Raw genomic sequence first — 22,854 nt, 5'->3', positions numbered from 1 at the left:
ATTTAAATAAAAAAGATGTTAATATGCTAAAGGAGAAAGAAGGAAATGATTTTGCAACAATTAATAGAGAAGATTATCTTTGAACAGGTGGAGTTAGAAGAGGAAAGTTCTTTTTTTTATCGTAAGCCGTTAATTGGCTATGCCGAAGCTCAAAATCCCCTTTTCCGGCGATTAAAAGAGGTGGCCAATCCGGCTCATTTACTGCCTGATGAGCTATTACCCGAGGCTAAGACGGTAGTTGTTATTTTCTTGCCATATACCCGGGAGATTATCGAAAGTAACAAAAATGGCATTTATCCATCGGAGCTTTGGGCCAAAGCGTATATAAAAACAAATCGTCTCCTTTGGAAAATAATTCAGAAAATCAAGGACGAATTAAAAAATTACGGTTTTAAAGCTGAAGGCCTTCTGCCAACCTACCAGTTTGATAAAAAAATTTTGAAAGCCGTCTGGTCGCATAAGCATGTAGCCTATATAGCAGGGCTTGGTACTTTCGGGATGAACAACCTTTTAATTACTCCCCTGGGAAGTGGCGGCCGGTTTGGGTCTTTTGTCACCGATGCCGAAATTACACCAACTCCTGCTATTGAGCCTTATCTTCAGTGCTGGCGATCTGAGGGCTGTACCTACTGCCGGGACATTTGCCCGGTAAAGGCGTTAAAAGATGATAATAATGCTTTTGACCGGCAGAAATGCTATGCGTGGTGCGTTAAATGCGGGGAAGCTTTTTCTGATACCAATCCGGTAGAAATTTGCGGAAAGTGTGCAACGGGTCCCTGTGCTTTTATTGATGTTAAAACGAAAAAGGAATAAGATATAAAGAGACGAAAAGAAGAAAGGAGGCTTTTTCTTGGATCCACGCTTTATAAAACTTGCCCAGAATTTAATTCACTATTCTACCGCCCTTAAACCCGGTGAGAAAATTTTAATTGAAAACATAGGTCCGGAGCTTCCCCTGACCAAAGCTTTAATTTGCGAGGCTTATAAGGTTGGGGCAAAACCTTTTGTCCTTTTAAAAAACCAGGAAATTTTGCGGGAAATTCTTTTAGAAGCCGATGAGGAAGTTATCAAGATTAATCGGGAAATGGAAAAATCGCTAATGGAACAAATGGATGCCTATATTGGAATTCGGGCCGGAGATAATATCGCCGAGCTTTCCGATGTCCCCGAGGAAAAAATGCAGGCTTATCAACGGGACTGGTGGCATCCGGTCCATGGGGAAGTTCGGGTACCCAAAACTAAATGGGTGGTACTGCGTTATCCCAATGCTTCTATGGCCCAGCTTGCCGGAATGAGCAATGAGGCGTTTACCGACTTTTATTTTAATGTTTGCAACCTTGACTACAGCAAAATGTCCAAAGCGATGGATGCTTTAATTGACTTAATGAACCAAACGGATAAGGTGCGAATAACCGGTCCGGACACTGACATAACTTTTTCGATAAAAGGCATTCCGGCGGTGAAATGCGACGGCCATCGCAACATTCCCGATGGTGAAGTTTACACTGCTCCGGTGAAAGAGTCGGTAAATGGAGTTATTACTTACAATACCCCTTCGGTATACCAGGGCTATACCTTTGAAAATGTGCGCTTTGTGGTAAAAGATGGCAGGATAGTTGAAGCAACGGCCAACAACACCGAAAAGCTTAACAAAATTTTAGATACCGATGCCGGAGTAAGATATTTCGGGGAATTTGCGATAGGAGTAAATCCTTACATAACTAAGCCGATGAAAGATACGTTGTTTGATGAAAAAATTATGGGGAGCATCCACTTTACTCCCGGTTCCAGTTACGATGAAGCTTTTAACGGCAACAAATCGGCAGTACACTGGGATCTTGTTTTAATTCAAACTCCGGAATACGGTGGTGGTGAGATTTATTTTGATGATGTGTTGATTAGAAAAGATGGAGTATTTGTTTTACCGGAACTGGAAGGACTGAATCCTGAAAACTTGAAGTAAAATATCCGAGTAATCCACTTAATTTAATAAATTTCATGACAAAACTGTGACGAATTTAACAGAATTGCCCCTCCTTATATTTTTAAAATTAAAATTAGCCAGAAGGCGAAAAATTATTAACAGGAGGGGTTTATTGATGTTTTGTTACCAGTGCGAGCAAACTGCTCAAGGGAAAGGCTGTGTTGGGCCTGTTGGAGTTTGCGGGAAAAATGAAGATCTTGCCGCCCTTCAGGACTTACTTATCTTTGGCTTAAAAGGTATTGCTGCTTATGCTTACCATGCTCGGGAGTTGGGAGCTCATGATCCGGAAGTAGATGCCTTTATGCATGAAGCTCTCTTTACCACCCTAACAAACGTAGATTTTGACCTTGATCACCATCTACAAATGGTGTTAAAAGCTGGGGAAATGAACCTTAAAATTATGGAACTTTTGGATAGAGCCCATACCGAACGGTTTGGTAATCCTGTTCCAACAAAAGTCTACACCGGACTTAAAAAAGGCCCGGCTATTCTGGTTACCGGGCACGACCTTTTAGATTTGTATGAGCTTTTAAAGCAAACCGAAGGTACCGGAATTAATGTTTACACCCATGGAGAGATGCTTCCGGCTCATGCTTATCCCGAGTTAAAGAAATTCCCCCACTTGGTTGGTAATTATGGTACCGCCTGGCAGAACCAGAAAAAAGAGTTCGAAGAATTTCCAGGAGTGATTCTCGGCACTACCAACTGCGTTTTAATTCCCAAGGATTCTTATAAAGACCGGATGTTTACCTGCGGGGTAGCTCATCTGCCCGGAGTAAAACATATCGCCAATCGCGACTTTTCCGAGGTTATCAAGAAGGCTTTAGAACTTCCTCCGGCGGAAGAGAAAGAAGGAGGTTACATTACTACCGGCTTCCATCATACTGCAGTATTAAACTTAGCCGATACGATAATTGAAGGGGTTAAGTCCGGCAAGATTAAGCACTTCTTCTTAATTGGCGGTTGCGACGGAGCTAAGACCACTCGGAACTACTACAACGAAATTGCCGATAAAGTACCCAAAGACTCCATTATCCTGACCTTAGCTTGCGGTAAATATCGATTCATCCACAAGGACTTTGGTGAAATCGAGGGTACCGGTATTCCGCGGCTCCTCGATATCGGGCAGTGCAACAACTCCTATTCGGCAGTAAAAATTGCCTTAGCCTTAGCTGAAGCCTTCAAGGTTGGAGTAAACGACCTGCCGCTTAGCCTGATTCTGTCCTGGTTTGAACAAAAAGCGGTGGCAATTCTCTTATCACTCCTCTACCTTGGAGTCAAGAATATTCGAATTGGCCCGACTGCTCCTGCTTTCCTAACACCTAATTTACTGGCCATCTTAAACGAAAAGTTCGGATTAAAGCTTATCACTACTCCCGACGAAGACTTAAAAGCTATCCTTGGCTAAGAGAAAAAACTCCGGCTTATGCCGGGGTTTTTTCTTTTTTAAAATTGTAGTAAAATTATGCTAAATCATTATAAATTGAAGGGAAAAATATGACCAGGAATTTTCTTTTGGAAGAGACAATTAATGTAGAAGTAAAATATATAAAATTTTCCCGGGAAAATTTTATTATTGCCGGAGCTAAAATTTTAGAAGGAGAACGGCAGGGGGAAATTATTGATATTTTAGGGGAAATAATTAACTGCCGGGTAGGCGAACGGTACCGGGTTTCGGGAAAATTTGTCAATAACCCCAATTACGGTTTGCAGTTTCAAGTTAAATACTACGAAAGGGAAAGACCAAATTCTCCGGAACAGTTAATCTCGTACCTGTCTAACTTAGGGGTTAAGGGAATTGGGGAAAAAACGGCAGCGAAAATTGTTGAAAGATTTGGTATGGACGCCCTGACCGTTATCCTAAAAGATTTTTCCCAGCTAACAAAAATAAGAGGCATTTCCTTTGAAAAGGCGGAAAGCCTGTACCAGAAATTAAAAGAAGAGTATCTTTTCGAAGAAGCTTTTAATTTATTAGCTCCGCTAAACTTGGAACCGCATCAAATTAAAACCCTGCTCAAATTTTACCGGGAAAGTTTAATGGAGCACTTAAAAGAGAATCCTTACAAACCCATTCATGAACTTTACGGTTTTGCCTTTGCACCTTTTGATAAGCTGGCAAAAGATTGGCATTTTCCCCCGAACCACCTTTACCGGATTAAAGCTTCTATCGTTTATGTGTTAAAGGAAGCTCTGGAGCAGGGACATGTTTATTTACCTTTGGCCGAAGTGTATAATAAAGGGCTTGCTCTTCTGGGGGAAGGGATTGGGCCTGAGACCGTCGACGAGGGGCTTTCCGTACTTTTAACAACCGGAGAAGTGTGCCTGGAAAGGGACCGGCTTTATTTGAAAAAGCTTTATGATGCGGAAAAAACGGTGGCGCGGAAAGTAGCCTTTCTTTTAACGATTACCGATAAAAAAATTAATATAAAGAAGTCCTTGGCCGAGGTAGAAAAAAAACTGGGAATTTCCTACGACCCATTACAAAAGGAAGCTCTATCGTTAATGTTTGCCGAAAAAAAACTTTTTATTTTAACCGGGGGTCCTGGTACCGGAAAAACCACGGTAATCAAAGGATTTATTGAGCTGTATCAGAGGTTTTTTCCTAAAAACAAAATTGCTCTGGCGGCGCCTACCGGGCGCGCGGCGAAAAGGCTTTCCGAGAGCACCGGGATGCCGGCAGCGACAATTCACCGTCTTTTAGAACCGGAGGGGGAAACCCGTTCGGGAGAACTGCTTTTTCGCTATAACAAATACGAACCTTTACCCTACGATTTAATTATCATTGACGAAGTTTCCATGCTTGATTTACCTTTAGCTGCTGCTTTATTTGAGGCCATAACCCCTGAATGCCGGCTGGTACTGGTGGGAGATCCCAATCAGTTGCCCCCGGTGGGCCCCGGGCAATTGTTGAAAGATCTTTTAGCCGTGGAAGAAATTCCGCGGATAAGCCTGAAAACGGTTTTTCGTCAGGGAGAAGATGCAGGAATTATTGAGGTTGCCCACCGGGTATTAACCGGGGATTGGTCTGAACTTGAGCGGCTCCTTGGGGGAAGAATATTGGAGGATGTGTTTTTTCTTCCGGCGAAAGATACGGAAAATATTACTAATCTTCTTTTAAAGGTGGTTAAAAAGCTCTGGGAAAATTACGGGTATTCTCCGGAAGATATTGCCGTTTTATCTCCTATGCGGAAGGGCGCTTTAGGGGTAGAAAATTTAAATGTTTTACTGCAAAAACTGTTTAACGGTTTTGAAACACAGGAAGTAAAATTTTTCGGTACTTCTTTTAAAGTAAACGATAAGGTCATGCAGATAAAAAACAATTACGAAAGGGGAGAAGATGGGGTATTTAACGGCGAAACCGGGTTTATCAAAAAAATTATTAAATCCGGGGATGAAGAAGAAATCATTGTTTCTTTTGACGGCAAAAACATAAAATACCGGAAAACGGATTTAGAAGAGCTGACGTTGTCTTATGCGACTACCGTTCATAAAGCTCAGGGAATGGAATACCCGGTGGTTATTCTTGTTTTACATAATTACCATTATCCTTTACTTAAGAGAAATCTTCTTTATACTGCTGTAACCAGGGCCAAGAAAATGCTTATTGTCATAGGAACTCCCTGGGCTTTACGGCAGGCGGTGGAAAATATTAAGGAAGAAACCAGGTATTCTTCTTTGCCGGAAAGACTCGGGGGAGTTTTTGAAAAGGGTGATCTGGTTGAGCGGGAAGGTTAAAGTTTTACAGGTGATGCGGCCATCGGCGGGGGGAATAAAAAAGCATGTTTTTTCCCTGCTGCAAAAGAAAAGCGGTGACTTTGCTTTTGGTTTTGCCGGCGAGTTAACCGAAGCTGAGCAAAAAACCTTAAAAGACCTGGGAGTAACCTACTATTCCGTAGCAATTCCTGCAGGAATTTCCTTAAAAGGGGATTTAAAAGCCTGCTATTCCCTTTACCGCATTATTAAAAAAGAAGGGTACCGGATAGTTCACTGCCATGGTTTTAAAGCGGCACTGGCGGGAAGAATGGCTGCTTTTTTGGCTGGGGTGCCGGTGGTTTATACCGTACATAACTCCATCTGGCATGAAAATGTAGCGGCTTTTAAAAGAATTGTTGCTTCGCTCATTGAGCGCTTTTTAACCAAATTTTATACCCATAAAGTAATTGCGGTCAGTGAAAATTTAAAGAAAGAATTAATCTTAAAGCATGGGGTTTTGGCAGAAAAAATTACCGTAATTCCTAATGGGGTGGAGATTCCGGAAGAGATAAAAACAACTCCCCACCAGCCGGTGGTAATAGGTACCTTAGCCCGTTTTGCCCCGCAAAAGGGTTTAAATTATCTTTTAGAAGCCTTAGCCCTTCTCAGTGCCAGGGGAGTGGTATTTCGGGCGATCATTGGCGGTGATGGTCCTTTAAAAAATGAGCTGAAAGAGTTAGCAAAAGAGCTGGGGATTGAAAGCCTGGTTACCTTTCCCGGATACATTCCCAATCCCGCTGAATTTTACCGGGAAATTGATATTTTTGTTTTACCGTCCATTTCCGAAGGACTACCCTTATCCCTTCTCGAAGCAATGAGCTGGAAGTTAGCCGTAATTGCCACCAACGTTGGGGGAATTCCGGAAGTCATTAATTCCGGGGAAAATGGTTTATTAGTTCCTCCCAAGGATGCTACGGCTTTAACTGAAGCGCTTTACACGTTAATTTTCAATGAAAATTTTCGTTTAAGTCTTGGAGAAAGGGCTTATATCACGGTAAGGGAGAAATACAACGTAGCGCACATGGCCCAGCGAAACGAGGAGATTTACAGGGGGTTACTTACATGAGAAAGAAAGTATTTTACATAATTTTACTGATTATTGCAGTAGTGTTGTTTCCTTCTTTGGCCTTTGCCGGTTCCCCGGGGAAATTGGTGTTAATTTCTCTGGATGGGTTATCTTTTGAGGAATTAACGGAGCTTGGCCGGTATCCAAACTTTGAGCGGGTTTTTAAGGAAGGTAGTGTGGCGTTAATGAATAATAATACCGGTGGTGGTCTAAATAGCGTAAATGCTTATCTTACCATCGGTAGCGGTGCCCACCTTCGCGGAGGGGAAACGGGTAGACTTGCGTTTAATTACGGAGAACAGTACGATGGCCAGGAAGGATTTGCTTTATATCGTACCTTTTTTGGGAAGGAACCTTCCGGGGAAGCGGTTGTTAACCTGGGTGCGGTGGAAGCGGAACGGGAAAGCAGTTCGTTAAAATATCCGTTTAAAATTGGCTTAATAGGTGAAGAGTTAAAAAAACGGGGATTAAAAACGCTGGTAGTGGGTAATGCCGATGCCGGAAAGGAGTATTTCCGGGAAATTACTCTTTTGACCATGGATAAAACCGGTGTCACCCCTTTGGGATTGGTAAACCGGGAAGTATTAAAAAAGGACCCGGATTTTCCCGGAGGTTTGAGAAGTGATTATGATAAGATTTATACTTTTGTAACGGACAACTGGCGAAGTTCGGATCTCGTGGTCATTGAAACAGGGGATATTGCCCGGGTTGATTATTTTAAAAACTTACTTTTTGACCGGGAAACAAAACACCAGAAGACGAAAGTTTTTAAGGAAGTCGATGCTTTTTTAGGAAAGATACTTTCAAAGTTAAATCCTAAAAAAGATGCCCTTATTATTTTTACTCCCTATCCCAGCAGGGATATGCTGGCAAAGAAAGATTACCTGGGCTTTGCGGTGGCCTGGGGCCGGGGGTTTGGTCCAGGGTTACTTACCTCCGGCACCACAAAAAGACCCGGTTTAATTACCAATTTGGATCTCACCGCAACTATCTTGACTTTTTACGGTATTAAACCACCGGTAGAGGTTTTTGGCCGTTCGGTGCAGGGAATTAGCAAGGCAAATGCGTTAAATTTCCTGAAAGATTATCATAACCAGATATTAATTACTTACAACTTACGACCACCGTTAGTTAAAAGTTATATTACCGTTTTAATTATTACGCTTCTTTACGGACTTTTTGGCCTGTATTACAAAAAAGTTAAAGGACTGGATCTTGCCCTTTTGTTTTTATTTACGGTACCTTTAACTTTTTTATGGCTTTCCCTTTTCTACACCAATAACCTCATTTTAAACTTTTTAATTGCGGTGCTTTTAAATTTAGCTTTGGTGGTATTGGCAAAACTTTTAAATAAACTTCTGGGAATAGATAGCTTTGCGGTTATCGGAATAATTACCTTTGCTTCGTTGATTTTTGACCTTTTAAATCACCAGGAGTTAATCCGCCGGTCGGTTCTTGGCTACGACCCGATGGCCGGCGCCCGGTATTACGGGATCGGCAACGAGTATATGGGGATTTTGGTAGGGGTTACTTTATATTTAGCAAGCCATTACGGTACGCGCTTGAAAAAGAAAGCTTACGTTTTATATTCGTTTGTTTTTCTTGCCGTTTATTTGCTTATTTCCTCTCCTTCCTATGGAGCAAACTTTGGGGGAGCTCTAACTGCATTGTTTGGTTTTACTGTTTTTCTGGCGTTATTTTTAAACATCCGTTTTAATGTACAAAACGTGTTGATATTGCTGGGAGCGGTAGTGGCAGGTTTAATAGCAGTTTATACTTACGATGCTTTTTTAAGCACTAAAGCTCAATCCCACGTGGCAAGGGCTATACAGGAAGTAAGGGCAGGTGGTCTTTCGGTTTTAACGGGGATTATAATCCGCAAGGTGGCGATGAATATAAAACTTATTAAATACACTATCTGGAGCAGGGTGTTTTTAACAAGCTTACTGGCTCTGGCCTTTTCCTTTTACCGGCCTCTTGGTTACATGAACAAAATAAAAACGGAAATGCCGATATTTTACAAAGGATTAGTCGCCATTTTAGTAGCAAGCGTAGCTGCTCTTATTTTTAATGATTCGGGAATTGTAGCGGCGGCTACTACTATGAATTACAGCGCCTTGCCGCTTTTATATCAAGTATTGTTATTTGTACGGGAGGGAGAAAAATGATTTTAGGTAGAGCCTTAATAGCGGGGCAGGATAAGTACGTGAAAATTAATGATGATAAGGTAGAAATTTTAAATGGAGATATTTTCGGCGAGATTAATTCCAGCGGGAAATTACTTCCGCTTTCAGAGGTCAAATTACTACCCCCGGTATTACCATCGAAAATTATCTGCGTAGGTTTAAACTACCGGGACCATATTGACGAATTTAAACACCAGTTGCCGGAAGAACCGGTGATTTTTCTAAAACCGCCTACCGCCGTAATTGGTCCTTTAGACGTGATAATATTACCTCAAGAAAGTCGGCGGGTGGACTACGAAGGAGAACTGGCGGTGGTGATTAAAAAGGAAGGGCGAAATCTAAAGGAAGAAGAAGCAAGGGATTTCATCTTAGGTTATACCTGTGCCAATGATGTTACCGCCCGGGACTTACAGCGGAAGGATGGACAGTGGACGCGGGGAAAATCGTTCGATACTTTTTGCCCTCTTGGACCGTGGATTGTTACCGATATTGATCCTGACCATCTTGAGATAGAAACTTATTTGAATGGGGAACTCCGGCAAAAGAGTAATACTTCTAAAATGCTGTTTCATCCCTATTTTTTGGTAAGTTTTATTTCTAAAGTCATGACTTTAAAGCCCGGAGATGTAATTTTAACGGGAACCCCCAGCGGTGTTGGTAAACTTGCTGAAGGAGACACGGTTGAGGTAAAGATTTCGGCCATTGGAAGCCTAAGAAATTTTGTGAAAGTATAGAAAAAGCCATGAAATCTTAAAAATTTTTAAGGATAATAAAGAATTAACCAAAATTAAATGAAATTAATTTAGAAAATCTCTATTTTTTTATTGACAACGGGGATTTATATGCTAAAATTTAATTTGATTGAATAAAGCCCATGTATACAAAAGGGGGTTATAGTTCCCAACAAATTATTTTTAAAGGAGGAAGTGCCGATGAATGCTTTAGGCCGTCATGTGATTGCCGAGCTTTACGGCTGCGGGTTTGACGTTTTAAATGATGTCAAAAGAGTTGAAGAAATCATGGTCAGAAGTGCTTTGGAAGCAGGTGCTGAAATTAGAGAGGTAGCTTTCCATAAGTTTAGTCCGCAAGGGGTTAGCGGTGTGGTGGTCATTTCTGAGTCCCATCTTGCAATTCATACTTGGCCTGAGTTAGGTTATGCTGCTGTTGATGTATTTACCTGCGGGGATACGGTAGATCCCTGGGATGCAACAAATTACCTGGCAAAGGAGTTTGGGGCAAAGTACATGACGGCTAAGGAAACGAAACGGGGCGTCATGGTTGAAGAGTTTGCCGAGAGTCAAGCCGTCAATTTATAGGAGGGATTTTTATTAGTACGTGTTTTAAACACGGTTAGCGAGCCTTACATGCCGGAGAAGGTATGTAGGGCTTATTTATTTTAAAAATGATGATTTCTAATAATTTTAAGAAAGCTAACAGGAAAATGGGATAAAATAAAGAATAATAGTATAAGTGTGGATTATTTTGGGGAGGCCTGTAAATGAGTGTTGCTGAAAGGGAACTTAATAAAGTGGCAGCGGAAATAACGGAGGTAATTGCCAAAAAACTTCGAAGTAACGTGGAACAATACGGAGAAATTTTGCCCGAGATTAAGGAAATGACTGCTGTTAGAAAAAGAATTTTAGTTTGGTTACTGGTGGGGCAAAAGCTGGGGATTGAATGGGAAAAATTAGTAAAATTAGCCGAAATATTTTCTTATATTTATCTTGCCCATGAAATTCACCGGCAAATTGGTGAAGAAGAATATCACGGGGAAAGGCAAAGAACCCAGTATCAGGTGTTAGTGGGCGATTTTATGTACGGTAACTTTTTTTTGGAGCTGGCCAAAGCGGGACTTTTACAATACTTAAGTTCTCTGGCCAGGTTAATTCTTGACTTAAATGAAGCTGCTTTGATTTTTTCGGAGGAAGATAAATATAAAGACGAGCGAATTTTTATGGGTCAGAGTCTGGCTATCCTGGGAGATTTAGCTGATGTACCCAAAGATACCCTGCAAGAACTTATTACCTTTGGAGAAAAAATTGGCGAGTTTCTTTGTAACATTGAGGATGAAGGCTTTGACGGTTTAATAAAACTTAAAGAATTTATCAATAAAAGTGACATTTTATCATAGAAGGAAGGGGTAGTAAATTTTGAACGATTCCCGCCAAACTTCAAAAGAAGAACTTGTTTATAATATTTTTTCGGCAATTGCCCATCGGTATGATTTATTAAATACCGTTTTAAGTTTTAACCGGGATAAAGCCTGGCGGCGGTTCGCGGTCAAGGTATCGGGCTTATCGGCCGGGGGAAGGGGTTTAGATGTGGCCTGCGGCACGGGAATGTTTGCTATTGAATTAGCGCGGGTAGTTGGCCCGACAGGAGAAGTCGTAGGACTTGATTTTAACGAAAACATGCTTGAAGTTGCCAGGAAAAATATTGCCAGGTACTCCATGGAAAAAATAATTAAGTTAGTTCACGGTAATGCCTTGGCTTTACCTTTTCCGGACAACAGCTTTGATGTGGCAACTATTGGTTTTGCTTTAAGAAATGTGCCGGATATTGAAAAAACAATACTGGAAATGAAAAGGGTAGTAAAACCCGGAGGCAGGGTTGTGAATTTAGAACTTGCCCATCCGACCTTCCCCGTGTTTAAACAACTGTACTGGTTTTACTTTGAAAAATTGGTGCCGCTTTTAGGGAAATTGGGGGTGGGGGTGGACGGTCCTTATTCTTACCTGCCCAACTCGGTAAAAAATTTTCCCCACCAGCAGGTCATTAAAAAGATGTTCGAGGATTTAGGTTTGGTGGATGTAAAATGTTACGAGCTTACCGGCGGAATAGTGGCGGTTCATGTTGGTACCAAACCATTTGAAAAAACTACATGAGATTGGGGGTAGTATTTGATGGCGTTTCGGGATTTGCGAGAGTTCATAGCAGAACTTGAAAAGCGGGGGGAGCTTAAAAGGATCAAAGTTCCGGTGTCACCGGAATTGGAGATAACCGAAATTACCGACCGGGTGTCAAAGGCCTATGGACCGGCTCTTTTATTTGAAAACGTTTCGGGTTACGATGTCCCGGTATTGATGAATGCTTTTGGCTCCTATGAGCGCATGAAATTGGCTCTTGGGGTTGACCGTTTGGATGATATCGGAGAAGAGTTTTTAAGCCTTTTAAATCCCGATGATATTCCGGTTACCATGTTTGAAAAGCTGAAAATGTTACCGAAGCTTGCCAGGTTGTCAAATTTTGCGCCTAAGATTGTAAAAAGTGGCCCGGTAAAGGAAGTAATTATCAAGGATAACCCCGATTTAAATAAATTTCCAATATTAAAATGCTGGCCGCAGGATGGTGGAAGGTTTATAACTTTACCGTTAGTCATTACCAAAGACCCGGAAACCGGAAGAAGAAATGTGGGCATGTACCGGATGCAAATTTATGACGGAAGAACCACCGGGATGCACTGGCATATGCATAAAGATGCGGCGCACTTTTACCAGAAGGCCAAGCGCCTGGGCAAGCCTTTAGAAGTTGCGGTAGCTTTGGGCGGAGATCCGGCAACCATTTATGCAGCGACAGCTCCTCTGCCACCGTCAATTGATGAATTTCTTTTTGCCGGTTTTATTCGGAAAGAACCGGTGGAATTGGTTAAAGCGGAGACGGTAGATTTGGAAGTTCCGGCCCATGCGGAGATTGTTATTGAAGGTTACGTTGATCCCGATGAACTGCGATTAGAAGGGCCTTTCGGGGACCATACCGGTTATTACAGCTTAACCGATTATTATCCGGTATTTCATGTTACAGCAATTACCCACAGAAAGAATCCCATTTACCCGGCAACAATTGTGGGCAAACCACCGATGGAAGACTGTTATATGGCAAAAGCCACCGAACGAATCTTTTTGCCTTTTTTAAAGCTGCTGCTGCCGGAAATTGTTGATATAAATCTTCCCCTGGAAGGGGTCTTCCATAATTGCGCAATTGTCTCGATTAGAAAACGCTATCCCGGTCATGCCCGTAAAGTGATGAATGCTTTATGGGGCTTGGGGCAGATGATGTTTACCAAAATGATAATTGTTGTTGATGAAAATGTTAACGTACAAAACCTTTCGGAAGTAATGTGGAAAGTATTTAACAATATTGATGCGAAGCGGGACTTAATGATTGTTGAAGGACCCCTGGATATTTTGGATCACGCATCTCCTTTGCCCAATTACGGTTCAAAGCTTGGCATTGATGCTACCAAAAAGTGGCCTTCCGAAGGTCACACCCGACCCTGGCCTGATGACATCGAAATGGATCCGGAGATTAAGGCTTTGGTGGACCGGAAGTGGAGTGACCTCGGCCTTGACTAAAATTAAGATCTTTCTTGAAATGATCAGGTTTGAACATACACTTTTTGCCCTACCTTATGCTTATGTAGGAGCATTTTTGGCTTCCGGGGGTGTACCGAGGCTAAGAGATTTTCTTTTTATTACTTTGGCTATGGTTGGTGCCCGGACTGCCGCAATGAGTTTAAACCGGTTGATTGACCGGCATATAGATGCCTTAAACCCCCGAACCCAAAACCGGGCCCTGCCCCGGGGGCTTATAAAAGTGTCGGAAGTATATATTTACACGATACTTTCGTTATTGCTCTTTTTTTGGGCGGCAGCCAATTTAAAGCCGTTAGCTTTAAAGCTTCTTCCCCTTGCTTTATTTGTTCTGGTAATTTATTCTTATACTAAAAGATTTACCTGGGCATGCCACCTTGTTTTAGGCCTGGCCCTGTCCTTTGCTCCGCTCGGAAGCTTTGTGGGGATTGAAGGTTATATACCGCTACCGGCTTACTTTTTAGCTGCCGGGGTGTTATTTTGGGTTGCAGGTTTTGATATTATCTACGCTCTTCAGGATGTGGAGTTTGACCGGCAGCAGGGGTTATACTCCATACCCAGCAGGTTTGGGATAGAAAAAGCTCTAACGATTGCCCGGGTATTTCACTTTCTAACTATCATCTTCTTTTTACTGGCTGGCATTGGTTTTGGCCTTGGGTTTTTTTATTATTTTGGTGTTATTGCTACCGCTATTCTTTTATTATACGAGCACTGGCTGGTCAAGCCTACCGATTTATCAAGGGTTAATACGGCTTTTAACAATGTAAATATGATTATCAGCGTCTTAATGTTCGGTGTTACCGTTATCGATTTACTAATTTAAAAAGGGAGTGGAAGAATGTTTGCTTTTGCCGACAAAAATTTAGAAAAAATTTACGATAAAGTTGAGAAGGGTGAACGGCTTTCCTTTGAAGACGGGCTAACCCTTTTTAATTCCTCCGACCTTATAGGGATTGGTTATCTTGCCAATATCGTCCGGGAAAGAAAAAATGGCAATAAAGCTTATTTTATTGTAAACCGCCATATTAATCCCACCAATATCTGCGTTAACCGCTGCAAACTTTGTGCTTTTGGGGTGGACAAAGACTCTCCGGAAGCTTACCAGATGAGCCTTGACGAAATTGAAGCGCGGGCTTTAGAGTCCAAAGATGATGGGATAAGTGAAATTCACATTGTAGGTGGTCTTCATCCCGATTTGCCTTTTGATTTTTACGTAGAGATGGTGGAGAGGGTTTCCAGAGCCTTACCCGGAGTGCACATTCAGGCTTTTACGGCGGTGGAAATTGACTACTTTTCTCGTATTTCCGGGAAGTCTTTGGAGGAAGTGCTGACAATTTTAAAAAATGCCGGGCTGGGTTCTTTACCCGGCGGAGGTGCGGAAGTTTTTTCAGAGAGGGTGCGAAAGAAAATTTGCGAGAAAAAAATTTCCGGCGAACGCTGGCTGGAAGTCATGAGAACCGCCCATAAACTCGGGCTTAGAAGTAATGCCACCATGCTTTACGGACATATCGAAACCGTTGAAGAAAGACTTATGCATTTAATTAAGTTAAGAGAACTTCAGGATGAAACCGGCGGTTTTATGTCGTTTATTCCTTTGGCGTTTCATCCTAAAAACACCGGGTTAGAGGGTGAAATTAAAACCCTCACTACTGGCGTAGAAGACTTAAAAATGTTAGCTATCAGCCGCTTAATGCTCGATAATTTTGACCATATTAAAGCTTTCTGGATCATGGTGGGACCAAAACTTGCTCAGATTTCTCTTTCCTTCGGAGTGGACGATATTGATGGCACGGTGGTAGAAGAGCGGATTACCCATGCTGCCGGGGCTACCACCTCTCAAGCCATGACCAAAAAGGAAATCCTGCACCTTATACGGGAAGCGGGAAGACAACCGGTAGAAAGAGATACTCTTTACAATGTGGTACGGGAGGTTTTTTAATGAGATTACGGCTTGGACGGGTAAGCTACTTAAACTGCTTACCCTTATATTATCCTTTTGAGAAAAATGGTTTTGCGGAGGCTGAGCTTTTTTCAGGTCCCCCGGCCGAGTTAAATCAACTTTTTTTAAAACATCAGTTAGATGTAACTCCCCTTTCCTCCATTGAGTACGCCAGAAACTATCAAGACCTTTTAATTTTACCTGATCTTTCCATTGCCGCCGATGGCCCGGTATTGAGCGTGATGTTTTTTTACCGGCAGGAATTTTCCGGAAGGCTTCAAAACATAAAAAAAGTTGGTGTAACCAGGGAGTCGGCAACATCGGTAGTATTATTAAAAATAATCTTAAAAGAACTTTTTGGGGCCGACCCTCAATACGTACCCATGAATCTGGACATTGAATTTTACCGCAAGACAGATTTAGACGGAGTGCTTTTAATTGGTGATAAAGCTTTAGCAGGTTATTATCATTTGCCCCAAAATTTAGAGGTGTTGGACTTAGGCGAAGCTTTTAAAAAACTTACCGGGCTACCCATGGTTTATGCGGTATGGGCGGTCCACCGGGAGACCTGCCAGAAAGAGCCTCATAAAATTAAAAAGTTAACCGAACTGTTTTTTCAGGCTAAAAATTACTCGTATGCTCACTGGCAAGAAATGGTTGAATTTGGCAGCCAGAAATATCCTTTTACTCCTGAGGAAATTGACGGGTATTTAAAAATTATTTCCCATGAACTATCCGAGAGGGAGTTTTCTGGTCTTTTGGAGTTTTACCGTCGGGCTTCTAAAATAGGCGAAGCGCCGGCAGGGGTTTTGGTTAAGATTTGGAGGGAAGACGATTGGATGTAAAAAAAATTTACGCCAAAATAGAAGCGGGGGAAAGGATAACTTTTGCCGAAGGAGTTTTACTGTTTGAACAGGGAGATTTGTACAACTTGGGGCGACTTGCCAACCTTGTCCGCCGCCGTCATCACCCGGAAAATATTGTTACTTTTGTGGTTGACCGGAATGTAAATTATACCAATATCTGCTCGACGGCCTGCAAATTTTGTGCTTTTTATCGTCCTCCCGGTCATCCGGAAGGTTACGTTCTGACCTTGGAAGAAATCTTTGCCAAAATTGAAGAGCTGGTTAACCTGGGCGGAACTCAGTTATTAATGCAGGGAGGGACCCATCCCGATTTAGGGCTGGAGTACTTTAAAAACCTGTTTTCTCAGATAAAGAAAAGATTTCCAACGGTACAAATCCATTCCCTTTCGCCGCCGGAAATTATGTACCTGGCTAAAAAAGAAGGCTTAAGCGTGGTTGAAGTCTTAAAGCAACTAAAAGAAAGCGGACTGCAATCTTTGCCCGGAGGGGGAGCGGAAATATTATCCGACCGGGTGCGGAAGGTAATTAGTCCCAATAAAATTTCCGCGGCGGAATGGCTGGAAGTGATGGAAGCAGCCCATAGCCTGGGGATGAAGACTACGGCAACGATGATGTTCGGGCATGTGGAAAATTACGAAGACCGGATTATTCACCTGGAAAATTTGCGGCAGCTTCAGGATAAAACCCGCGGATTTACTGCTTTTATACCCTGGTCGTTTCAGCCGGCCAATACAGCCTTAGCCCATCTTTTGCCAGCTGGAGGGGTGGACTACTTAAAGACGGTTGCTATTTCCCGGATTTATCTCGATAATTTTCCCAACATTCAAGCTTCCTGGGTTACCCAAGGGGCCAAAATAGCGCAATTAGCTTTGTATTTTGGAACCAACGATTTTGGCTCTACCATGCTTGAGGAAAATGTGGTCCGGGCAGCGGGGGTAACCTACCGCATACCAATGAACGAAATAATAAAAACTATCCGGGAAGCAGGGTTCATACCGGCCAAACGCAACACCCATTACGAAATTTTGGAAGTTTATGAGGAGTGAGCCGATGGCATTGGAAAAATTACTGCGCTCCATACCCAAGGTAGATGAGATTCTAAAAGCTCCGGAACTTCAGGACTATTTAAACCGTTATCAGCGGGAGATTATTACCCGCAAAGTGCGCGAGGTTTTAGATGAACTCAGAACCGGTATAGTCTCTGGCCAGCGGCAAAAGCCGCTGGAATTTCAGGAGGTTGTTAACTTAGCTCAAAGAAAGATTGAAAGCTTTTTTCTACCCCCCTACCGGCGGGTGGTCAACGGTACCGGTGTGGTTTTGCATACCAACCTGGGCCGGGCTCCTCTGGCCCCGGAGGCGGTAGAAGCCTTACGTAAAGTCTCGGGCAGTTACGGCAACTTGGAGCTGGATTTAACCACCGGAAAAAGGGGCTCCCGTTACGACCACGTGGTGGAATACCTCTGTGAGTTAACCGGAGCCGAGGATGCACTGGTGGTGAACAATAATGCTTCGGCGGTAGTATTAGCTTTAAGCAGTATGGCTTTTGGGAAAGAGGTGATAGTTTCCCGGGGCCAACTGGTGGAAATCGGCGGAGCCTTTAGGATACCGGAAATAATGGAAAGAAGCGGGGCAATTTTAAAAGAAGTTGGTACCACCAATAAAACCCGGCTTGACGATTACCGGAAGGCAATTAACGAGAACACCGGCCTTTTATTAGGGGTGCATACCAGCAATTACAAAATAATTGGTTTTACCGAATCGGTGGAAATTGCCGATTTGGTGAAGCTTGGAAAAGAAAAGGGAATTCCGGTAATGTGGGACTTGGGAAGCGGCAGTTTGGTGGATTTAACCTCTTACGGATTACCGTACGAACCAACGGTGCAGGAAGTTCTGGCGGCGGGGGTGGATGTAGTTACTTTTTCCGGAGATAAGCTTTTGGGTGGCCCGCAAGCGGGGATTATTGCTGGCAAGAAAGAGTTTGTTGCCAAAATGAAAAAACATCCTCTTACCCGGGCTATTCGGATTGATAAAATGACCGTAGCAGCTTTGCAGGCAACTTTAATGCTTTACTTTGAAAGAGATTTTCTCACGAAAATCCCGGTATTACGGATGTTAACCGAACCGCCCGAAAAGATTAAAAAGCGGGCGCAAAAGCTTTATCGCAAACTCTTAAGGGCCAAATTACCTGCTGAAATTTCCATAGGTGAAGGTAAATCGGAAGTAGGTGGGGGAGCTTTTCCCGGAACCTACCTATCTTCTTATGTGATAAAAATTAACCCCCATCACCTTTCGGTGGAAAAACTGGCAAAAGCATTACGGGAGGAAAATCCTGCCCTTTTGGGAAGAATTGAGGAAGAAAAATTTATTATTGATTTAAGGACGGTATTGGAGGAAGAAATAGATTACTGCAAACGCTTACTGGAAAAACATCTGGTGGGTGACCGGCAATGAAATACTTCATCATTGGAACCGCTGGCCATGTAGACCACGGAAAAACGGAACTGATAAAAAGGCTTACGGGAATTGATACCGACCGCTTAAAGGAAGAGAAAAAACGGGGAATTTCCATCGAACTTGGTTTTGCTCACCTGACGCTCCCTTCGGGGAAAAAAGCCGGGATTGTTGATGTTCCGGGGCATGAGCGGTTTATTAAAAATATGCTGGCCGGGGTTATGGGGTTTGACATGGTGCTTTTAGTTATTGCTGCCGATGAGGGTATTATGCCCCAAACCCGGGAGCATATGGATATTTTAAAGCTTTTACAGATAAAAAAAGGTATCGTGGTAGTAACGAAGAAAGATTTAGTGGATGAAGACTGGTTAAATCTTGTAATTGAAGATATCAAAGAATTTGTCAAAGGAAGTTTTCTCGAAAAGGCTCCCATTATCCCCGTATCATCAATTACCGGTGAAGGGATTTCTACTTTACTTGCGGAAATTGACCGGGTCGCGGAAGAGGTCGAGGAAAAATCCCGGTCCCATTATGCACGCCTGCCCATTGACCGGGTTTTTACCATAGCGGGATTTGGGACGGTCGTTACCGGTACCCTCTGGTCGGGGGAACTTGCGGTGGGCGAAACGGTAGAAATTCTCCCCCGCGGGCTTACCAAAAAGATTAGAAACCTGCAGGTCCACGGGCAAAAAGTGGAAAGGGCTTTTGCCGGGCAGAGGGTGGCGATCAATTTAGCGGATGTAGAGGTAAAAGATATTGAACGGGGAGATTGGGTTGTTACCACTGGCGTATTAAAACCCACCCGGTTGCTTGACGTTAAGTTTACGGTTCTTGCTTCGCAAGAAAAGCCCGTTCGCCACCGGCAGCAGATACGTTTTTACCTGGGAACGGCGGAACGGCTGGGAAGGGTACTGCTTTTAGACCGGGAAGAGTTAGAGCCGGGAGGGGAAACTTATGCCCAGCTCATGTTAGAGGAGCCGGTAGTAGCCGACCGCTCTGACCGGTTTATAATTCGTTCCTATTCGCCTATGGTAACTATCGGAGGAGGAGAGGTCTTAGATCCTTATCCCGCAAGAAAATACAAGCGTTATCGGGAGGAAGTAATTGAAAATTTAAAAATTAAAGAAAAAGGAGAACCTGCGGAGTTAGTTTTAAACGTTCTTTTGCATAATCCAAAACCCATGGAACAAAAAGTTATTGAACAGAAAACCACCTTGCCTGCACCGGCGGTCGAGGAGAGTATCAACAGGTTGCTCGCAGCCAACAAAATTTACCAATCAAGAGAAAAACTTTATTATACGGCAGAAAATTTTGCTAAGGCCTTAACCAAAACAAAAGAGTTTTTACAGGCATATCACCGGCAATACCCATTACGAATAGGAATTCCTAAAGATGAGTTAAAAAGTAAACTTTTTAATGAGTTTACTCCGCGGGAGTTTTCTGCTTTTCTGGAAATTGCAGAAGAGAGAAATGAGCTAAAAGTAACTGGAAATAAAGTAGCCTTACCTGACCACTTCCCGGAATTTACTGCGGAATTGGAAAAAGCAAAGGAAAGGATTATAAACTACTTTAAACAAGCTGCTTTAACACCGGAAAATCTAAAAGTTATTTTGACCAATTTTAATCTCAAAGAAGATTTGGCGCTGGAGTTAATAAATTATCTTGTGGAGCAAGGGGAATTAATTAAGATTGACGAAGAAATATATTTAGCCCGCGAACATTTTGAAGAGGCTATGGCCAAAATTAAAAAGCTTTTATTAGAAAAAAAAGAAATTGTAATTGCCGATGTGCGAGAACTCCTTGGTATTTCCCGTAAATACGCTTTGCCGTTATTAGAAACTTTAGACCAGCTAAAAATTACCCGGCGTGTTGGAGATAAGAGGGTTTTAGCGAGGAGGGAATAGAATTGAGGAAAAAGAGGGTTTTTCGGGTAAAAAGACGTCCCCTGGAAATTTGTGAAAATTACTATGTGGTGAGCGAAAAGAAGGGAGATGGCCGTGGCGAACTCCCTTAAATATTTAATTCTTTCTACCAGTCCACGGATAGGTGGCAATAGCGATACTGCTGCCCGGTATGTGGAAACCCTCTTAAAGGCTAAAGGAGATGGAGTTTTCTTAAACACTTCCCGCAAAAAAATCAATCCTTGCCTTGGGTGTAATTTATGCAGCCGGGACGGCCGATGCGTGCAAAAGGATGACATGGCAGAAATTTATGAGTTACTTCCGCAAATTAATTATTTGGTTATAGCATCTCCAATTTATGCCATGGGGCTTTGCGCTCAGGCCAAAGCTATAGTAGACCGGTTGCAGCCTTACTGGGCGCAAAAGTACCTTTTAAAGCAGTCAGAAATGCAGCAAAAAAGGCGAAAAGGCCTGTATTTACTGACCGCCGGTACTAATTTTAACACCGTATTTACCGGGGCGGAGATTACCTTGAAGTACTTAAATAATATTTTAGAAGTTGAGGAGTTTAGGATTGTTGGATTTAAAAACCTGGAAGAAAAGGGCGAAATTAAAAAAGATCCCAATAATTTTAACCGGATTCTGGAAGCTATTAATCAAATGGGGGTGAGCTGAATGAGAGCTGCTTTTTCCTTAACGGTGGCTGAAGGGAAGAGGTTGATTGCAAAAGGTATTAAAAAACATCCGGCGGTAGCAAAAGCTTTTAAGGAAGGGATTGTGGTGATTGCCGGAGGAACAACTAATGGTTATATCGTGGAAGAATTAACCGGCAGGGAAATTGAACGGGAGTGGTATACGGCGGGGGTAATAACGCCCAAAGGACAGTGCGTAACCGACCCGGGTCGAAGAATTCCACCGGTGGTGCTGGAACGGGGCCAGGTATCAGAGCTTGGCTGGCAGGATGCCCTCGAAAAAATGGGACGGGATGATGTGTTTTTAAAAGGTGCCAGTGCTATCGATGCGGAAGGATTTGCCGGAATCATTACTTCCGATTCCCGGGGAGGGACCATAGGCCGGGCATACCCGCTTATTCGCGCCCGGGGGATACGGCTTATTATTCCCGTTGGTTTGGAGAAAATGGTGCCTTCGGTGCGGAAAGCAGCCGAATTAACCGGAATTTATACAATTGATAAAGCTTTAGGGCAAAAATTCGGTTATACCGTCATTGGTGATGGGGAAATTTTTACCGAAATATCTGCTTTAAAGCTTTTATTTCCCAACATTGAGGTTGTGGTAGTAGGTAGCGGTGGCATAGGGGGAGCCGAAGGGGGAAAAACGTTTATTGTAGAAGGAAATGAGGATGAGGTAGTAGAATTATTAAGCTTGATTAAAACCATTAAAGGAGAACCGGCGCTGAAAGATAGCAAGAGAAACTGTCCCTGCGACGTGCCCTGCGACCGTATAAGGAACTAATTCCGGATTTAGTCCGGAATTTTTAAGGAGGGGGAAGATGGAGTTAAAAGAAATTTTAAAGGGGAGAAGAAGTATTAGAAAGTTTAAAAAAGACCCGGTGCCGCGGGAAGTGGTGGAAGAGCTTTTAGAAGCGGCACTCTGGGCGCCTTCCGGGAAAAACCGCCAGCCCTGGGAAATTTACGTGGTTGGTGGGGAAAAGCGGGATGAGCTTGCCAGGCTTATTGCTGAATCAGGTAAGCACATTAAACCAAAATTAGAAGAACTTTTTCCGGAAAAGATTGTAAAAATTACCCTGCAGTTTTTTGAAAATGTTGGTGACGCGCCGGTAATTATTCTGTTTTACATTCCCAAATACGAATATTCAGTTAACCACCTCATGAGTGGCTATGAACGCCATTACAATGAAGAAAGCAGGATCGAAGCCATCATGAGCGTCTCGGCCCTGGTGGAAAATTTAATGCTTTTGGCTTATGAACGAGGGCTGGGGACGTGCTGGATGACCGGCCCCAGGTATGTGGCCGATGAGATTGATCGCTTTTTGGGGGTTACCGATAAGGAATTTGTGTGTGCGGTGGTACTGGGGTATCCCGATCAAACTCCTCCGGTGCCACCGAGAAAAACCGGGAAAATACAATTTATCGGCTTTTAATGGATGTTTAGGAAAAATCGTGTGGCTTGAGCTGCACGATTTTTTGTATTATCATTAATTTTCCGGGTAAATTATACAAAAAAGAAGGTGGGATCGTGGTAAGAGACTTAGTTTACCCCGAAGGAATTTATCTTGATGAAATTATTGCTTATTACAGTAAAACCTGGGAATATTTACGGCCGTACATGCAGGGACGGCCCTTTTTTGTCAAATTTT

General features: G+C 42.8%; 20 protein-coding genes. All 20 read left to right on the top strand.

The window, feature by feature from the left end:
* Positions 1–45: 45 nt before the first annotated feature.
* The 20 genes from CARFE_RS0105475 to CARFE_RS0105375 all read left to right on the top strand — a co-directional run bounded on the left by CARFE_RS0105475 (position 46) and on the right by CARFE_RS0105375 (position 22,638).
* On the top strand, positions 46–813 hold the full coding sequence (locus tag CARFE_RS0105475) for an epoxyqueuosine reductase (protein WP_034541717.1): 768 nt from the start codon (positions 46–48) through the stop codon (positions 811–813).
* A 37-nt stretch (positions 814–850) separates the two neighbouring features.
* Positions 851–1,963 (top strand): aminopeptidase, encoded by a 1,113-nt coding sequence (locus CARFE_RS0105470; protein ID WP_028052016.1) that lies wholly within the window; start codon positions 851–853, stop codon positions 1,961–1,963.
* A gap of 136 nt (positions 1,964–2,099) precedes the next feature.
* Positions 2,100–3,392 (top strand): hydroxylamine reductase, encoded by a 1,293-nt coding sequence (gene hcp / locus CARFE_RS0105465; RefSeq protein ID WP_028052015.1) that lies wholly within the window; start codon positions 2,100–2,102, stop codon positions 3,390–3,392.
* Positions 3,393–3,481: 89 nt separating this feature from the next.
* Positions 3,482–5,719, top strand: a complete 2,238-nt coding sequence (recD2, locus tag CARFE_RS0105460) for an SF1B family DNA helicase RecD2 (RefSeq protein ID WP_028052014.1) — start codon at positions 3,482–3,484, stop codon at positions 5,717–5,719.
* Positions 5,694–6,803, top strand: a complete 1,110-nt coding sequence (locus CARFE_RS0105455; protein ID WP_245570758.1) for a glycosyltransferase family 4 protein — start codon at positions 5,694–5,696, stop codon at positions 6,801–6,803. Before recD2 ends, CARFE_RS0105455 begins: the two co-directional genes overlap by 26 nt.
* Positions 6,800–8,971 (top strand): alkaline phosphatase family protein, encoded by a 2,172-nt coding sequence (locus CARFE_RS0105450; RefSeq protein WP_028052012.1) that lies wholly within the window; start codon positions 6,800–6,802, stop codon positions 8,969–8,971. The genes CARFE_RS0105455 and CARFE_RS0105450 overlap by 4 nt, the downstream gene beginning before the upstream one ends.
* On the top strand, positions 8,968–9,723 hold the full coding sequence (locus CARFE_RS0105445; RefSeq protein ID WP_028052011.1) for a fumarylacetoacetate hydrolase family protein: 756 nt from the start codon (positions 8,968–8,970) through the stop codon (positions 9,721–9,723). The genes CARFE_RS0105450 and CARFE_RS0105445 overlap by 4 nt, the downstream gene beginning before the upstream one ends.
* Before the next feature lie 198 nt (positions 9,724–9,921).
* Positions 9,922–10,305: an adenosylmethionine decarboxylase gene (gene speD, locus CARFE_RS0105440; protein WP_011344705.1), complete on the top strand. Its 384-nt coding sequence runs from the start codon at positions 9,922–9,924 to the stop codon at positions 10,303–10,305.
* Positions 10,306–10,487: 182 nt separating this feature from the next.
* On the top strand, positions 10,488–11,120 hold the full coding sequence (locus CARFE_RS0105435; RefSeq protein ID WP_028052010.1) for an isoprenoid biosynthesis enzyme family protein: 633 nt from the start codon (positions 10,488–10,490) through the stop codon (positions 11,118–11,120).
* A gap of 19 nt (positions 11,121–11,139) precedes the next feature.
* Positions 11,140–11,874 (top strand): demethylmenaquinone methyltransferase, encoded by a 735-nt coding sequence (locus CARFE_RS0105430; RefSeq protein ID WP_011344703.1) that lies wholly within the window; start codon positions 11,140–11,142, stop codon positions 11,872–11,874.
* An 18-nt stretch (positions 11,875–11,892) separates the two neighbouring features.
* Positions 11,893–13,341, top strand: coding sequence for a menaquinone biosynthesis decarboxylase (locus CARFE_RS0105425; RefSeq protein ID WP_028052009.1), 1,449 nt, complete (start codon positions 11,893–11,895; stop codon positions 13,339–13,341).
* Entirely contained in the window at positions 13,334–14,182 is an 849-nt protein-coding gene (locus CARFE_RS0105420) for a UbiA-like polyprenyltransferase (RefSeq protein WP_028052008.1), read from the top strand. The genes CARFE_RS0105425 and CARFE_RS0105420 overlap by 8 nt, the downstream gene beginning before the upstream one ends.
* 15 nt (positions 14,183–14,197) lie before the next feature.
* A complete protein-coding gene (gene mqnE / locus CARFE_RS0105415) occupies positions 14,198–15,298 on the top strand; it encodes an aminofutalosine synthase MqnE (RefSeq protein WP_028052007.1) in 1,101 nt (366 codons plus the stop codon).
* The gene (locus tag CARFE_RS14400; protein ID WP_051250181.1) at positions 15,298–16,143 is read left to right on the top strand and encodes a menaquinone biosynthesis protein; all 846 of its coding nucleotides are present in this window, start codon (positions 15,298–15,300) and stop codon (positions 16,141–16,143) included. Before mqnE ends, CARFE_RS14400 begins: the two co-directional genes overlap by 1 nt.
* Positions 16,134–17,210, top strand: a complete 1,077-nt coding sequence (gene mqnC, locus CARFE_RS0105405; protein ID WP_028052006.1) for a cyclic dehypoxanthinyl futalosine synthase — start codon at positions 16,134–16,136, stop codon at positions 17,208–17,210. Before CARFE_RS14400 ends, mqnC begins: the two co-directional genes overlap by 10 nt.
* A gap of 4 nt (positions 17,211–17,214) precedes the next feature.
* Positions 17,215–18,615: an L-seryl-tRNA(Sec) selenium transferase gene (selA, locus tag CARFE_RS0105400; protein ID WP_028052005.1), complete on the top strand. Its 1,401-nt coding sequence runs from the start codon at positions 17,215–17,217 to the stop codon at positions 18,613–18,615.
* Positions 18,612–20,519, top strand: coding sequence for a selenocysteine-specific translation elongation factor (selB, locus tag CARFE_RS0105395; RefSeq protein WP_028052004.1), 1,908 nt, complete (start codon positions 18,612–18,614; stop codon positions 20,517–20,519). The genes selA and selB overlap by 4 nt, the downstream gene beginning before the upstream one ends.
* Before the next feature lie 93 nt (positions 20,520–20,612).
* Positions 20,613–21,191, top strand: a complete 579-nt coding sequence (locus CARFE_RS14395; RefSeq protein WP_051250180.1) for a flavodoxin family protein — start codon at positions 20,613–20,615, stop codon at positions 21,189–21,191.
* Entirely contained in the window at positions 21,192–21,989 is a 798-nt protein-coding gene (locus CARFE_RS0105380) for a hypothetical protein (protein WP_028052003.1), read from the top strand.
* Between the two features lie 37 nt (positions 21,990–22,026).
* Positions 22,027–22,638 (top strand): nitroreductase family protein, encoded by a 612-nt coding sequence (locus CARFE_RS0105375; RefSeq protein ID WP_028052002.1) that lies wholly within the window; start codon positions 22,027–22,029, stop codon positions 22,636–22,638.
* The last annotated feature ends 216 nt before the right edge of the window (positions 22,639–22,854 follow it).

Source organism: Carboxydothermus ferrireducens DSM 11255 (assembly GCF_000427565.1).
Classification (GTDB): domain Bacteria; phylum Bacillota; class Z-2901; order Carboxydothermales; family Carboxydothermaceae; genus Carboxydothermus; species Carboxydothermus hydrogenoformans.
This window is presented reverse-complemented; position numbering and strand designations above follow the sequence as displayed.